Source organism: Streptomyces sp. BPTC-684 (genome assembly GCF_030028635.1).
Classification (GTDB): domain Bacteria; phylum Actinomycetota; class Actinomycetes; order Streptomycetales; family Streptomycetaceae; genus Streptomyces; species Streptomyces noboritoensis.
The window spans coordinates 2,225,407-2,238,818 of record NZ_CP124863.1; the positions used below are offsets into that span (position 1 = coordinate 2,225,407).

The following is a 13,412-nucleotide window of genomic DNA, read 5'->3' on the forward strand; positions in this document are numbered from 1 at the left end:
CTTGCTTCGTCGACGGTAGCGCAGGGGTACGACAACACCGCGCGCGCCCAAGGCTGTTGGGACGCGGTTGCGACAAAAGAAGCCGGGCCCCGCACCTCCGAAGAGGTGCGGGGCCCGGCTTCTTGGATCAGCCGATGCGAGCCGTCAGGCTCAGACCGCGGCCGGGTCCTCCTCGACGAGGAGGTTGCGGGTGCGGTTGGAGTCGAGCTGGATGCCGGGGCCCATCGTGGTGGTGATGGTGGCCTTCTTGATGTACCGGCCCTTGGCGGCGGACGGCTTCAGACGGAGGATCTCCTCCAGAGCGGCGCCGTAGTTCTCCACCAGCTTGGCGTCGTCGAAGGACACCTTGCCGATGATGAAGTGCAGGTTCGAGTGCTTGTCGACGCGGAACTCGATCTTGCCGCCCTTGATCTCCTCGACGGCCTTGGCGACGTCGGGGGTGACCGTGCCGGTCTTCGGGTTCGGCATCAGACCACGCGGACCGAGCACGCGGCCGAGGCGGCCGACCTTGCCCATGAGGTCCGGGGTGGAGACGACGGCGTCGAAGTCCAGACGGCCCTTGGCGACCTCGTCGATGAGCTCGTCGGAGCCGACGATGTCGGCGCCAGCGGCACGCGCGGCCTCGGCACGGTCACCGGTCGCGAAGACCAGGACCCGGGCGGTCTTACCGGTGCCGTGCGGGAGGTTCACGGTGCCACGGACCATCTGGTCGGCCTTGCGCGGGTCGACACCCAGGCGGAAGGCGACCTCGACGGTGCCGTCGAACTTGGTCGAGGAGGTCTCCTTGGCGAGACGGACGGCCTCGAGCGGGGCGTAGAGCTTGTCCGCGTCGATCTTGGCGTCCGCAGCGCGGAGAGTCTTGCTGCGCTTCACTTCTGCTCCTGTGTTTGTTCAGGCGTGGAGTCGTGGTGCGGACCAGCGCTTGGCCCTACCACTGGGTACTACGGGGAAGGCTGGGATCAGCCCTCGACCGTGATGCCCATGGAACGGGCGGTGCCAGCGATGATCTTGGACGCGGCGTCCAGGTCGTTGGCGTTCAGGTCGGCGAGCTTCGTCGTGGCGATCTCGCGGACCTGGGCCTCGGTGATCTTCGCGACCTTGGTCTTGTGCGGCTCGCCGGAGCCCTTCTCCACACCCGCGGCCTTGAGGATCATCTTCGCGGCCGGCGGAGTCTTGGTGATGAAGGTGAAGGAGCGGTCCTCGTAGACCGTGATCTCCACCGGGATCACCCAGCCACGCTGCGACTCGGTCGCCGCGTTGTAGGCCTTGCAGAACTCCATGATGTTGACGCCGTGCTGACCGAGCGCGGGGCCGACCGGCGGGGCCGGGTTCGCCGCACCGGCGTTGATCTGGAGCTTGATAAGCCCCGTGACCTTCTTCTTCTTGGGAGGCATTGCTCTCTCCGGGTCCTAGTGAGAGTGAACCGCCTGGCATCCGATCATCCGGATGCAGGCATACCGCACAACGATAACGGGTATAGCTGCGCGGCTAAAAACCGAGCAGGTCAGACGGGCTTTGAAGAGCCCGTCTGACCTGTTCGGAAGACGTGTGGTCCGGAAGAACTAGTTCTTCTGGATCTGGTCGAAGCTGAGCTCGACCGGGGTCTCGCGGCCGAAGATCTCGACGAGGCCCTTGACCTTCTTCGAGTCGGCGTTGATCTCGTTGATCGTGGCCTGGAGCGTGGCGAACGGGCCGTCGGTGACGGTGACCGAGTCGCCGACCTCGAAGTCGAGCACCTGGACCTCGACCTTGCGGGCCGGAGCCGGCTTGCCCTCGGCCTCGGCGGCCTCGCGGGCGGCCTTCTCCTCGGCCTCCGGGGCGAGCATCTTGACGATCTCGTCCAGGGTCAGCGGGTACGGGTCGTAGGCGTTGCCCACGAAGCCGGTGACGCCCGGGGTGTTGCGGACGACGCCCCAGGACTCGTTCGTCAGATCCATGCGGACGAGAACGTAACCGGGCAGCTTGTTCTGCCGGACGTTCTTGCGCTCGCCGTTCTTGATCTGGACGATCTCTTCCTCGGGCACCTCGGCCTGGTAGATGAACTCCTCGACGTTCAGCGAGACGGCACGCTGTTCGAGGTTCGCCTTCACGCGCTTCTCGTAACCGGCGTAGGTGTGGATGACGTACCACTCGCCGGGCAGGCCGCGCAGCTCCTGGCGGAGCGCCTCGACCGGGTCGACGGGCGCGGCGGGCTCCGCGGGAGCCTCCTCGGCGTCCTCGTCGACCTCGTCCTCGTCAGCGGCGTCCTCAGCCTCGACGGCCTCGTCGGCGTCCTCGTCCTCGGACTCGGCGGCTTCCAGCTCGTCCTCGTCCTCGACGTGGATCGCCGCCTGCTCGGCCGCCTCACCCGCGTCGGCGTCCGCAGCCTCAACCTCGTCCGGGTCCACGGCGTCCGCCGCCTCGACGATGTCGATCTGGTCCTCCACGGACTCCGCCGACTCGATGGCGTCGTCGTTCAGGTTCGGGTCAGACACGTGGCTGCTTCTTCCTGGCTACAGATGGGTGGAACAATGCGAAAAAGGCGCCGGGTGGGCGCCCTTACGCAGCGGATCAGCCGAAGACGTACTTGACGACGTGCTGGAATCCGGAGTCGATCACGGTCACGATGCCGATCATGATGACGACGAACACGATCACCACGGTGGTGTACGTCGACAGCTGGTTGCGGCTCGGCCAGACCACCTTGCGGAGCTCGGCGACGACCTGGCGGTAGAAGAGCGCGAGACGGCCCAGGGGGCCCTTCTTGCCGCGCTTGCCGCCCTTGCGGGCCTTCTTCTTGGAGTCCTGGTCCGCAGACGCGGAGGCCTCGTCCTGGGCATCAGGCATGTCGATGGAGCCCACGGCGTCCGTCACGCTTCTCACCTGATTCCGGGTCGTGGCCGTGCCGCGCCCGGTGGAGCCGCACGGCGGTGCATAGAAGTACGTACATGCGCACACATCCTGGCGAAGGTGTGTGTAGCAGGGCCGGAGGGACTTGAACCCCCAACCGCTGGTTTTGGAGACCAGTGCTCTACCAATTGAGCTACGACCCTTTGTGGTTCCCCCAACCTACCGCATCCGACCGAGTGCACCGAGTGCCCGGAGTGGATCGGTTGGTGGAGGCCAACGACAGGTGAGTGTACGTGGTCCGGGGCCCGGCGTCGAACAGATAGCTCCCGACGGCTCCGCGCGGACGTGCCGAACGGCCTGTGCAACTGCCCCGTCCGGTCCATGAAACCGGTGTGCCCGGGGCACGGCAGGTCTGCGACGATGGGCCGTATGAGCGCTGCAACCTCTCCGACCGAGCGCCGGGTGTCCGCGCGCATCGGCGCGATCTCCGAGTCCGCGACCCTCGCCGTCGACGCCAAGGCCAAGGCCCTCAAGGCCGCCGGGCGCCCGGTGATCGGCTTCGGCGCCGGTGAGCCCGACTTCCCGACCCCGGACTACATCGTCGAGGCGGCCGCCGCCGCCTGCCACGACCCGAAGTACCACCGCTACACCCCGGCCGGCGGCCTGCCCGAGCTCAAGAAGGCCATCGCCGACAAGACCCTGCGCGACTCCGGCTACGAGGTCGACCCGTCCCAGATCCTGGTGACCAACGGCGGCAAGCAGGCGATCTACGAGGCGTTCGCGGCGATCCTGGACCCGGGCGACGAGGTCATCGTCCCGGCGCCGTACTGGACCACCTACCCGGAGTCGATCCGCCTCGCGGGCGGCGTCCCGGTCGAGGTCGTCGCCGACGAGACCACCGGCTACCGGGTCTCGGTCGAGCAGCTGGAGGCCGCTCGTACGGAGAAGACGAAGGTCGTCCTCTTCGTCTCCCCGTCCAACCCGACCGGCTCGGTCTACACCGAGGCCGAGACCGAGGCGATCGGCCGCTGGGCCGTCGAGCACGGCCTGTGGGTGCTGACCGACGAGATCTACGAGCACCTGGTCTACGGGGACGCCGTCTCCGTGTCGCTGCCGGCGCTCCTGCCCGAGCTGCGCGACAAGTGCATCGTGGTCAACGGCGTCGCCAAGACGTACGCGATGACCGGCTGGCGGGTCGGGTGGATCGTCGGCCCCAAGGACGTCATCAAGGCCGCGACCAACCTGCAGTCGCACGCCACGTCCAATGTGGCCAACGTCTCCCAGGTGGCGGCGCTCGCCGCGGTCTCCGGCGACCTGGACGCGGTCGCCGAGATGCGCAAGGCCTTCGACCGCCGCCGCCAGACCATCGTGAAGATGCTCAGCGAGATCGACGGCGTGGTCTGCCCGACCCCCGAGGGCGCGTTCTACGCGTACCCCTCGGTGAAGGGCCTGCTCGGCAAGGAGATCCGCGGCAAGCGCCCGCAGACCTCCGTCGAGCTCGCCGCGCTGATCCTGGACGAGGTCGAGGTCGCGGTCGTCCCGGGCGAGGCCTTCGGCACCCCGGGCTATCTGCGCCTGTCGTACGCGCTGGGCGACGAGGACCTCGTCGAGGGCGTCTCCCGGATCCAGAAGCTGCTGGCGGAAGCGCGCGACTGACCCGCGCCCCGCGAGGAACGGCCACCGACTCACGTGAGTCGGTGGCCGTTCCTGCGTTCGGGCAAGGTCCCGATCGGGGAAAGGGGCTGTCGGACGGGCCGGGGGTGCGGCAAGATCGGCCAATGGAGCACGTTCGCGACGTAACTGACCTGCCGAAGGCCCATCTGCACCTGCACTTCACGGGGTCGATGCGCCCCACCACGCTGCTGGAGCTCGCCGACAAGTATGGGGTGCACCTCCCCGACGCCCTGACCAGCGGCGAGCCGCCGAAGCTGCGGGCCACCGACGAGCGCGGCTGGTTCCGCTTCCAGCGCCTGTACGACATCGCGCGCTCGTGTCTGCGCGCCCCCGAGGACATCCAGCGGCTGGTGCGCGAGGCCGCCGAGGAGGACGTGCGGGACGGCTCGGGCTGGCTGGAGATCCAGGTCGACCCGACGTCGTACGCGCCGATGCTGGGCGGGCTCATCCCGGCCCTGGAGATCATCCTGGACGCGGTCGAGTCGGCCGCCCGCGAGACGGGCCTCGGCATGCGGGTCCTGGTCGCGGCGAACCGGATGAAGCACCCCCTGGACGCCCGCACGCTGGCCCGTCTGGCCGTGCGGTACGCGGACCGGGGCGTGGTCGGCTTCGGCCTCTCCAACGACGAACGCCGGGGCATGGCGAGGGACTTCGACCGCGCCTTCGCGATCGCCCGGGAGGGCGGTCTGCTGGCCGCGCCGCACGGCGGCGAGCTGACCGGCCCCGCGTCCGTCCGGGACTGCCTGGACGACCTGCACGCCACCCGCATCGGCCACGGGGTGCGCGCCGCCGAGGACCCGCGGCTGCTGAAGCGCCTCGCCGAGCGCGGGATCACCTGCGAGGTCTGCCCGGCCTCCAACGTCGCCCTGGGCGTCTACGAGAAGCCCGAGGACGTCCCGCTGCGCACGCTGTACGAGGCGGGCGTGCCGCTGGCGCTGGGCGCCGACGACCCGCTCCTGTTCGGCTCCCGGCTGGCCGCCCAGTACGAGATCGCCCGCCGCCACCACGCCTTCACCGACGCCGAACTGGCCGAGCTGGCACGGCAGTCGGTGCGGGGTTCGGCGGCGCCGGAGGAGACGAAGGCGAAGCTGCTGGCGGGGGTGGATTCCTGGCTGGCGGCGTGAGGCGTCAGGCACCCTTGGCCGAGGTTCATAGGCCTGCTGGCTGAGTAATTACCAATCCACCAGGGGAGGGTGACGCAAATGAAGCTCACGGTTTTCGGTGCGACGGGCAGGATCGGGTCGGAGGTGGTCCGCCAGGCGCTGGCCGCCGGACACCAGGTGACGGCGGTGGTACGGGACCCGGGACGGTTCGCGGTGACGGGCGCGGGCCTGGAGGTGGTCCGGGGGAACCTGGCCGACCCCGAGTCCCTCCGCCCGGCGGTGGCGGGCCGGGACGCGGTGCTGTCGGGCCTCGGCGCGAACAAGCGGGCGGACGCGGCGGCGGGCATCACGGCCCGCCTGACCGGCTCGATCGTGAAGGCGATGGACGCGGAGGGCACCCGCCGCCTGCTGATGGTGAGCGCGGGCCCGGTGGGCCCGGAGGCGCCGGACGACCCGTTCCTCGACCGCCTCACGCTGACGATCGTCACGCGCGTCTTCAAGGACGTCTACGAGGACCTGCGCCGCGCCGAGTCCGTGCTGGCCGCCTCGGCCCTGGACTGGACGGCGGTACGCCCGGTCCGCCTGGTCGACAAGCCGAGGACGGGCACCTACCGCACGGCCGTGGGCGCGACCCCCCGCAGCGCGCGCTCGATCGGGCGGGCGGACGTGGCGGACGCGATGCTGGGAATGATCGACGACCAGGCCACGGTGAAGCAGGGGGTCTGCGTCTCGTACTGACCCGCGTACGTACGGGTCAGATCTCGGCGTTGACGGTCACCGGCTCATTGACGAGCGTCACCCCGAAGGCCTGCTCCACGCCCGCGACGACCTCGCGGGCGAGCGCGAGCAGGTCCTCGGTGGTGGCGCCGCCGCGGTTGGTGAGGGCGAGGGTGTGCTTGGTGGAGATCCGGGCGGGCCCGGACCCGTACCCCTTGGTGAACCCGGCCTTGTCGATGAGCCAGGCGGCGGAGGTCTTGGTGAGCCCACCGCCGAGCTCCCAGGCGGGCGGCGAGACGTCACCACCGAGCCGCTGGGCGGCACGGGCGAGGAAAGCCCGGTACTCGCTCTCCCCCAGAATCGGATTGGTGAAGAAGGACCCGGCAGACCAGGTGTCATGGTCGTCCGGGTCGAGGACCATGCCCTTGCCGGCCCGGAGCTTGAGGACGGTCTCGCGGGCGGTGGCGGCCGGGACGCGGTCGCCGGGCTCGACGCCGAGGGCGCGGGCGGTCTCGGCGTACTTGATGGGCGCGGAGAGCCCGTCGGCGTCTTCGAGCTCGAACCGGACGCGCAGGACGACGTACCGGTCGGGCAGGGCCTTGAACCGGCTGTGCCGGTAGGAGAACTCGCACTCGTCAGCGGCCAGGACGACGGTACGCCCCTCGCCCCGGTCGTACGCGACGACCTCGCGGATGGTGGAGGAGACCTCCTGGCCGTACGCGCCGACGTTCTGGATGGGGGTGGCCCCGGCGGACCCGGGGATCCCGGCCAGGCACTCGATCCCGGCGAGCCCGGCCTCCACGGTCCGGGCGACGGTGTCGCTCCAGACCTCACCCGCGGCCACTTCGAGCCGCGTCCCGTCGAGCTCGAACCCCTTGGTGGCGATCCGCAGGGCGGTCCCGGCGAACCCCTTGTCCCCGATGACGAGATTGCTGCCGCCCCCGATGACGAGCAACGGCGTCCCCGCGTCGTCCGCCTCCCGCACGGCCGCGACGACCTCGTCATCGCTGACGGCCGTCACCAGCCGCTCGGCCGGCCCACCGAGCCGGAAGGTGGTGAGGGGGGCGAGGGGGGCGTCGTGAAGTACGTGCACGGGTCCAGGGTACGGGGAGCCAAACGGGGGTCCGGGGCGCAGCCCCGAAGGCCCCGGCCCGGGGTGGCATTCGCCTGCGGGTGGGTGGGGGCTGGTCGCGCAGTTCCCCGCGCCCCTTGAATGCCGCTGCGCGGCAATCCCCGGGGCGCCCCGGAGGGGCGCTTTTAGGGGCGCGGGAACTGCGCGACCAGCCCAGCACGGTCCGCAGACGAACGGGGGCAGGGGGCCGCAGGCCCCGCCCAGGGGTCCGGGGGCGTAGCCCCCGGGAGAGCCGCCTTCACCCCACCCACCCCGGCGGGGCGGGGCTCACCCCACCAGCGCATCCTCCCGAGCCGCCCCGGCCGAAGCCGCATCCACCCCCGCCACAGAAGCCCGCGGCAGGCACCCCGCACTGACCGCCGCCACCGCGACCACCCCCGCCCCCACCCACAGCGCAGGCCGCAGCCCGTCCACGAAGGCGGACGCCGACCCGTACCCGCCCTGCGCGGAGAACACCGCCGCCAGGACGGCTACACCCAGCGCCCCGCCCACCTCCCGCAGCGCGTTGTTCGCCCCGGACGCGATCCCCTGCTCGGACGGCCGCACGCTCGACATCACCAGATTCGCGGCCGGCGCGAAGTACAGCGCCATCCCGACCCCGCTGACCGCCAGCGCCGGCAGCTGCGCCCCGTACGACACGTCCGGCGACAGGATGAGGGCGAACCACGCGAGCCCGATCGCCTGGAGCGCGAGCCCCACCGTCACCACCGGCCGTCCCCCGATCCGGTCGGACAGGATGCCCGCGACCGGCGCGACCAGCAGCGGCATGGCGGTCCACGGCAGCATCCGCAGCCCCGCCTCGGTCGGCGAGTAGCCGAGGACGCCCTGCAGGAACTGGCTGAGCAGGAATATCGAGCCGAACATCCCCACGTACATCAGCAGGCTGGACAGGTTGATCGCCGCGAACGCCCGGCTCCGGAACAGCCGCATCGGCAGCACCGGCGCCTCGCTGACGATCCCGTGCCACACGAACGCGCCGAGCAGCGCCGCCCCCGCCACGAGCCCCGTCAGCACGACGGGGCTGCTCCAGCCGTCCACGTTGCCCCGTATCAGGCTGTACACGATCCCGAAGAGGCCGCCGCTGGCGAGCACCGTGCCGCGGATGTCAAGGCGGGCCCCGCTCCCGTACGACTCCGCGAGCCGCAGCCGCGCCAGCGGCAGGACGAGCACGCCGAGCGGAACGTTCAGCCAGAAGATCCACTGCCAGGAGAAGTGCTCGGTCAGCGCGCCGCCGATCAGCGGCCCGCTCGCGACGGCGAGGCCGTTGACCGCGCCCCATATCCCGTACGCCAGGCCCCGCTTCGCGGCCGGCACCGCCGCCGTGAGCAGCGTGAGCGTCAGCGGCATCATGATCGCCGCCCCGACGCCCTGGACCGCCCGCGCCGCGACCAGACCGTCGATCCCGGGTGCGAGGGCCGCCGCGGCGGACGCGCCGGTGAAGATCGTCAGCCCGGTGATGAAGAGCTTGCGGCGCCCGAACCGGTCCCCCAGCGCCGCCCCGAACATCAGCAGGACGGCGAAGGTGAGGGTGTACGCGCTGACCGTCCACTCCAGATCGTCCAGCGCCCCGCCCAGGTCCTCGCGGATCGACGGCAGGGCGGTGGTGACGACGAGGTTGTCGAGCGCCGCCATGAACCCGGCGACGCTGGTGATGACGAGTGCCCAGACCGCGCCCCCGCGCCGGGCCGTTCCTTGCTGCCGCTCGGGTACCCGCTGCTCGTGTTCCCGCAGCTCGTGCTCCTGCTCGGACATCACTTTCCCCTGTTGTTAGTTATCAGTTACTAACTTTCGCGCCCATACGGGTGCGCCGCACCCGGCCCCGCGAAGGGGCCTACTTCTCCAGCCGGCCCTTCGCCCGCGCGGACGGATAGATCTCTTCCCACACCCGGTGATCGGGAGGGAACCCGATCGCCACCAGCGTGTTGATCAGCATCCCGTACGCCAGGAACGTCGTGGTGTCCTTGTAGCCCTCCAGCGGGATGCTCACCGCGTCCCACAGCTCCATCCACTCCCGCCGGACGGCCTCGCCGAAGGTGTGGTCGCCCGCCGCCTCGGCCGCGGCGACCGCCACGTACACCTGCATCTGCATGAGCAGCCGCTCCGGCTCCTCCGCGATGACGTTGGTGTACGCGTTCGCCATCGCGTGCACCGCCTCCTCGCCGCGCAGCCCCTCGGACGCCTCGGCGAACATCCGGACGGTGTCCTCCATGCAGCGGTGCATCGCCGCGAGGAAGATCGCCGGCTTGTTCGGGAAGAGCCGGAACAGATACGGCTGCGAGACACCCACCCGCTTGGCGATCGCCTCGGTGGACGTCCCGTAGTAGCCGCGGTGAGCGAACTCACTCATCGCCGCCCGTACGACGCTCTCGCGCCGCTCCTCCGCACTCATCCTGACCATGAATCTAAAGTTAGTGGCCAATAACTAACTTCGCAACCCCTGCGGAACGGCCGCCGGTTTCCCGCCCCGGCGGCCGTTCCACGGGCTCACGCCAGCGCGACCACCGCGCGCGACATGCCGAGCACCTTCTGGCCCGCGCTCATAGCCGTCAGGTCGACCCGGACCGTCTTCGCCTCGTCGTCCAGCTTGGCCGCGACCTTGGCGCTGACCTCGACGAGCGCGCCCGCCTCGTCGTTCGGCACGACGACCGGCTTGGTGAAGCGCACCCCGTACTCGACGACCGCCGCCGGGTCGCCCACCCAGTCGGTGACCACCCGGATCGCCGACGCCATGGTGAACATGCCGTGCGCGATGACGTCGGGCAGCCCGACCTCCTTGGCGAACTTCTCGTTCCAGTGGATCGGGTTGAAGTCGCCCGAGGCGCCCGCGTACTGCACGAGTGTGGCGCGACTCACGGGGAAGGACTGCGCCGGCAGCTCGGTGCCGGTCTCCACGTCCTCGTAACGGATCTTGGCGCTCATCGTCACTCCCCCTCGGCCGCGCGGGCCACGAGCTTGGTGAAGGCGGTCACGACGTGCTCGCCCGCCTCGTCGTGGACCTCGCCACGGATGTCCAGGATGTCGTTGCCCGCGAGGGACTTGATCGCCTCGATGGTGGAGGTCACGGTGAGCCGGTCCCCCGCGCGCACCGGGCGCTTGTACGCGAACTTCTGGTCGCCGTGCACGACCCGGCTGTAGTCCAGGCCCAGCTGCGGGTCCTGTATGACATCGCCGGCGGCCTTGAACGTGATGGCGAACACAAAGGTCGGCGGCGCGATCACATCGGGGTGCCCGAGCGCCTTGGCGGCCTCCGGATCGGTGTACGCGGGGTTGGCGTCCCCCACCGCCTCGGCGAATTCGCGGATCTTCTCCCGGCCGACCTCGTACGGCGCGGTGGGCGGATAGGTCCGCCCCACGAAGGACTGGTCGAGCGCCATGGGCTCGCAACCTCCTGCTTGGTGATCTACGGACTTGCTTGGTGACCTGCGGAACGGGATACGACGAGAGGCCGCCCCCCGTAACAGGGAACGGCCTCTCGTACGAGCCTGAGTGCTAAACCCGTGATTAGCGGGTCTCGCGGTGCGCGGTGTGCGAGTTGCAGCGCGGGCAGTGCTTCTTCATCTCAAGACGGTCCGGGTTGTTACGCCGGTTCTTCTTGGTGATGTAGTTCCGCTCCTTGCACTCCACGCAGGCCAGCGTGATCTTCGGGCGGACGTCGGTGGCAGCCACGTGAGTGCTCCTTGACGGACGGGTAGACGGATGAACGCATAAAAGAGTAGCCGATCGGGAGACCGACCCCACAATCGGCTACTGTTGCTACTTAAAGTAGCGGTGACCGGACTTGAACCGGTGACACAGCGATTATGAGCCGCTTGCTCTACCGACTGAGCTACACCGCTTTGATGATCCGGTCCCCGCTTGTGGGCGGGGACCCTCTCACCAGAGCCCCAATACGGAATCGAACCGTAGACCTTCTCCTTACCATGGAGACGCTCTACCGACTGAGCTATTGGGGCGAGCGATGAAGACATTACACGGTCGGCCGCCGATCGCCCAAATCCGTTTCGCCGGGCCGCCACGGAGCCGTCGGACGGCCGCCGCGGGGCGGCTCCCGCAGGGGGCTCATGGGGGTCCGGAGGCGGGTGGGACCCGATGGCGAACCACTTCCGCCCTCCCCGGCCCCAGGCGTCCCGTACGCCACTCGTGGGCACACCGGTACGACTATTGCGCTCCTCCTCGATGCGCGCGGGGCGCGCCCCTAGGGTCGGTCCGGTGGACCCGGTTGGCTCCGGGGCGCCGTTCCGGTGCTGCTGAGCGGGGTCTGGCGCTTCCCCAAGCTCTCGACTTCGTTCGAGCAGGGGAGACCCCAATGCCGCGAGGCGGAGGAGGGCGCCATGGCCGAGCCATGGCAACCGACGACAACGCGGCCGGGGTCCCCCCACTGGCCCTTCAGGCTTTGGGGGAGGGCGCGCCAACCCCCGCGTGCCGACCAGATCCACCGGGCAGGCCCTAGGCTCGGCTCACGCTGCGTGATCTTGCCCTGAAGGCCCCGCGGGGCCCCGAGGACCACCTGGAGCGCGATGTCCGACAGCCACTCGCAGCCGGCCCACTCCCCCGGCACCGGGGACGGCCCCGCCGAGGCCGCCACCACGCTCCTGCTGTCCGGCGCCCGGCTCGCCGACGGCCGGACCGTGGACGTCCGGCTCGGCGGCGGCCGCATCGAGGCCGTCGGGACGGCGGGCAGCCTCGCCGCGCACTTCTCCAAGGTCGACCTGAACGGCTTCCTGCTGCTCCCGGCCCCCGCCGAGCCGCACGCGCACAGCGACACGGCGCTGACCGCGTTCGGCCCCGAGGGCCCGGTCTCGTACGCGGCGGAGGACGTCCAGCGCCGCGCCACCGAGGCCGCCCTGCTCCAGCTCGGCCACGGCGCCACCGCGCTGCGCTCGCACGTGCGGATCGACGACGTACGGGGCCTGGAGCCGCTGGAGGCCGCCCTGCAGACCCGCCGCTCGCTGCGCGGGCTCGCCGAGCTGAACGTGGTGGCGGTGCCCCGGCTGCTGACCGGCGCGGCGGGCGCGGACGGTCTCGCGATGCTGCGGGACGCGGTGAAGATGGGCGCGTCGGTGGTCGGCGGCTGCCCGGACCTCGACCCGGACCCTGCGGGGTACACGGAGGCGGTCCTGGAGATCGCCGCCGAGCACGGCTGCGCGGTCGACCTGCACACGGACGGTGACGACCCGGCGCGCCTGGCCCGGCTCGCGGCGATGACCGCCGGGCTGCGCCCGAGCGTGGTGATCGGCCCCTGCGCGGGCCTGTCCCGGCTGCCGCACGAGGCGGCGGCGCGGGCGGCGGACCAGCTCGCGGCGGCGGGCGTCGCGGTGGTCTGCCTGCCGCAGGGCGGCTGCGGCATGACTGAGCGTCATGGAACGGCCCGTCAGGGCATGCCGCCCGTAAGGATGCTGAAGGCGGCGGGCGTGCGCGTGGCGGCGGGCAGCGGCGCGCTGCGCGACCTCGCCAACCCGGTGGGCCGGGGCGACCCGTTGGAGGCCGCGTACCTCCTCGCCTCCCAGGCGGGCCTGCGCCCCGAGGACGCGTACGGCGCGGTGAGCACGGCCGCCCGGGAGGCGATGGGCCTGCCCGAGGTCCGCGTGGAGGCGGGCTTCCCGGCGGAGCTCCTGGCGGTCCGCGGCGAACGCATCGCGGGCGTCCTGTCCCTCGCGTACAGCCGCATCGTGATCCACCGCGGCCGGGTGGTGGCCCGGACGAGCGCGGTACGGGAGTACTGCGACTCGGCGGCGGCGGTGGCGCTGGATCTGCCGCGGCAGGGGCGGGCGGATTCCGGGGGGTGAGGGCGGCTGGATGCGGGTTGGTGGGGCGGGGGTCGGGTGGGGGCGGCGCGGGCCCGGTGGGGTCGGCGCGGGCCCGGCGGGGGGCGGCACAGACCCAGCAGGGACGGCGCACAGGCCGGGCGGGGCGGGGCACCCGAAGGGGCTCGCGGGGGCGCGCCGGGCAGCGCACCG

At 70.9% G+C, this 13,412-nt stretch carries 14 protein-coding genes and 3 tRNA genes; 4 read left to right on the plus strand and 13 right to left on the minus strand.

Going from position 1 to position 13,412, the window contains the following annotated elements; genetic code table 11:
• Positions 1-150: 150 nt before the first annotated feature.
• The 5 genes from rplA to QIY60_RS09945 form a co-directional block, all read right to left on the minus strand.
• Positions 151-873: a 50S ribosomal protein L1 gene (gene rplA / locus QIY60_RS09925; RefSeq protein ID WP_283142070.1), complete on the minus strand. Its 723-nt coding sequence runs from the start codon at positions 871-873 to the stop codon at positions 151-153.
• 86 nt (positions 874-959) lie between these two features.
• Entirely contained in the window at positions 960-1,394 is a 435-nt protein-coding gene (rplK, locus tag QIY60_RS09930) for a 50S ribosomal protein L11 (RefSeq protein ID WP_053731185.1), read from the minus strand.
• A 168-nt stretch (positions 1,395-1,562) separates the two neighbouring features.
• The gene (nusG, locus tag QIY60_RS09935) at positions 1,563-2,474 is read right to left on the minus strand and encodes a transcription termination/antitermination protein NusG (protein WP_283142071.1); all 912 of its coding nucleotides are present in this window, start codon (positions 2,472-2,474) and stop codon (positions 1,563-1,565) included.
• A 76-nt stretch (positions 2,475-2,550) separates the two neighbouring features.
• Positions 2,551-2,853 (minus strand): preprotein translocase subunit SecE, encoded by a 303-nt coding sequence (gene secE, locus QIY60_RS09940; protein WP_283142072.1) that lies wholly within the window; start codon positions 2,851-2,853, stop codon positions 2,551-2,553.
• A 106-nt stretch (positions 2,854-2,959) separates the two neighbouring features.
• A tRNA-Trp gene (locus tag QIY60_RS09945) sits at positions 2,960-3,032 on the minus strand.
• Positions 3,033-3,258: 226 nt separating this feature from the next.
• On the opposite strand from QIY60_RS09945, the gene QIY60_RS09950 reads away from it, so the two are divergent.
• The 3 genes from QIY60_RS09950 to QIY60_RS09960 all read left to right on the plus strand — a co-directional run bounded on the left by QIY60_RS09950 (position 3,259) and on the right by QIY60_RS09960 (position 6,344).
• Complete coding sequence (locus QIY60_RS09950; protein WP_283142073.1) at positions 3,259-4,485, plus strand: pyridoxal phosphate-dependent aminotransferase; 1,227 nt, start codon at positions 3,259-3,261, stop codon at positions 4,483-4,485.
• 122 nt (positions 4,486-4,607) lie between these two features.
• On the plus strand, positions 4,608-5,627 hold the full coding sequence (locus QIY60_RS09955; protein WP_283142074.1) for an adenosine deaminase: 1,020 nt from the start codon (positions 4,608-4,610) through the stop codon (positions 5,625-5,627).
• 78 nt (positions 5,628-5,705) lie between these two features.
• Complete coding sequence (locus tag QIY60_RS09960; RefSeq protein ID WP_283142075.1) at positions 5,706-6,344, plus strand: NAD(P)-binding oxidoreductase; 639 nt, start codon at positions 5,706-5,708, stop codon at positions 6,342-6,344.
• Positions 6,345-6,360: 16 nt separating this feature from the next.
• Here the strand turns inward: QIY60_RS09960 and QIY60_RS09965 are convergent, their stop codons facing one another.
• The 8 genes from QIY60_RS09965 to QIY60_RS10000 all read right to left on the minus strand — a co-directional run bounded on the left by QIY60_RS09965 (position 6,361) and on the right by QIY60_RS10000 (position 11,408).
• Positions 6,361-7,416: a UDP-N-acetylmuramate dehydrogenase gene (locus tag QIY60_RS09965; protein WP_283142076.1), complete on the minus strand. Its 1,056-nt coding sequence runs from the start codon at positions 7,414-7,416 to the stop codon at positions 6,361-6,363.
• Positions 7,417-7,722: 306 nt separating this feature from the next.
• Positions 7,723-9,207 carry a DHA2 family efflux MFS transporter permease subunit gene (locus QIY60_RS09970; RefSeq protein WP_283142077.1) on the minus strand — a complete coding sequence of 495 codons (1,485 nt, stop codon included), beginning with the start codon at positions 9,205-9,207 and terminating at the stop codon, positions 7,723-7,725.
• Between the two features lie 79 nt (positions 9,208-9,286).
• A complete protein-coding gene (locus QIY60_RS09975) occupies positions 9,287-9,853 on the minus strand; it encodes a TetR/AcrR family transcriptional regulator (RefSeq protein WP_283142078.1) in 567 nt (188 codons plus the stop codon).
• Between the two features lie 86 nt (positions 9,854-9,939).
• On the minus strand, positions 9,940-10,374 hold the full coding sequence (locus QIY60_RS09980) for a MaoC family dehydratase (RefSeq protein WP_283142079.1): 435 nt from the start codon (positions 10,372-10,374) through the stop codon (positions 9,940-9,942).
• Between the two features lie 2 nt (positions 10,375-10,376).
• Positions 10,377-10,829: a MaoC family dehydratase N-terminal domain-containing protein gene (locus QIY60_RS09985; protein ID WP_283142080.1), complete on the minus strand. Its 453-nt coding sequence runs from the start codon at positions 10,827-10,829 to the stop codon at positions 10,377-10,379.
• Between the two features lie 127 nt (positions 10,830-10,956).
• A complete protein-coding gene (gene rpmG / locus QIY60_RS09990; protein ID WP_003956487.1) occupies positions 10,957-11,121 on the minus strand; it encodes a 50S ribosomal protein L33 in 165 nt (54 codons plus the stop codon).
• A 97-nt stretch (positions 11,122-11,218) separates the two neighbouring features.
• Positions 11,219-11,291: transfer RNA gene (locus QIY60_RS09995), tRNA-Met, on the minus strand.
• A 44-nt stretch (positions 11,292-11,335) separates the two neighbouring features.
• Positions 11,336-11,408, minus strand: a tRNA-Thr gene (locus QIY60_RS10000).
• A 564-nt stretch (positions 11,409-11,972) separates the two neighbouring features.
• On the opposite strand from QIY60_RS10000, the gene QIY60_RS10005 reads away from it, so the two are divergent.
• Positions 11,973-13,241, plus strand: a complete 1,269-nt coding sequence (locus QIY60_RS10005; RefSeq protein ID WP_283142081.1) for an amidohydrolase family protein — start codon at positions 11,973-11,975, stop codon at positions 13,239-13,241.
• The last annotated feature ends 171 nt before the right edge of the window (positions 13,242-13,412 follow it).

Excerpts from the sequence above, each read along its gene's own strand:
- rplK (WP_053731185.1), bottom strand. The coding sequence starts at position 1,394 with ATGCCTCCCAAGAAGAAGAAGGTCACGGGGCTTATCAAGCTCCAGATC.
- QIY60_RS09950 (WP_283142073.1), top strand. The coding sequence starts at position 3,259 with ATGAGCGCTGCAACCTCTCCGACCGAGCGCCGGGTGTCCGCGCGCATC.
- QIY60_RS09955 (WP_283142074.1), top strand. The coding sequence starts at position 4,608 with ATGGAGCACGTTCGCGACGTAACTGACCTGCCGAAGGCCCATCTGCAC.
- QIY60_RS09960 (WP_283142075.1), top strand. The coding sequence starts at position 5,706 with ATGAAGCTCACGGTTTTCGGTGCGACGGGCAGGATCGGGTCGGAGGTG.
- QIY60_RS09970 (WP_283142077.1), bottom strand. The coding sequence starts at position 9,207 with ATGTCCGAGCAGGAGCACGAGCTGCGGGAACACGAGCAGCGGGTACCC.
- QIY60_RS09975 (WP_283142078.1), bottom strand. The coding sequence starts at position 9,853 with ATGGTCAGGATGAGTGCGGAGGAGCGGCGCGAGAGCGTCGTACGGGCG.
- QIY60_RS09980 (WP_283142079.1), bottom strand. The coding sequence starts at position 10,374 with ATGAGCGCCAAGATCCGTTACGAGGACGTGGAGACCGGCACCGAGCTG.
- QIY60_RS09985 (WP_283142080.1), bottom strand. The coding sequence starts at position 10,829 with ATGGCGCTCGACCAGTCCTTCGTGGGGCGGACCTATCCGCCCACCGCG.
- QIY60_RS10005 (WP_283142081.1), top strand. The coding sequence starts at position 11,973 with ATGTCCGACAGCCACTCGCAGCCGGCCCACTCCCCCGGCACCGGGGAC.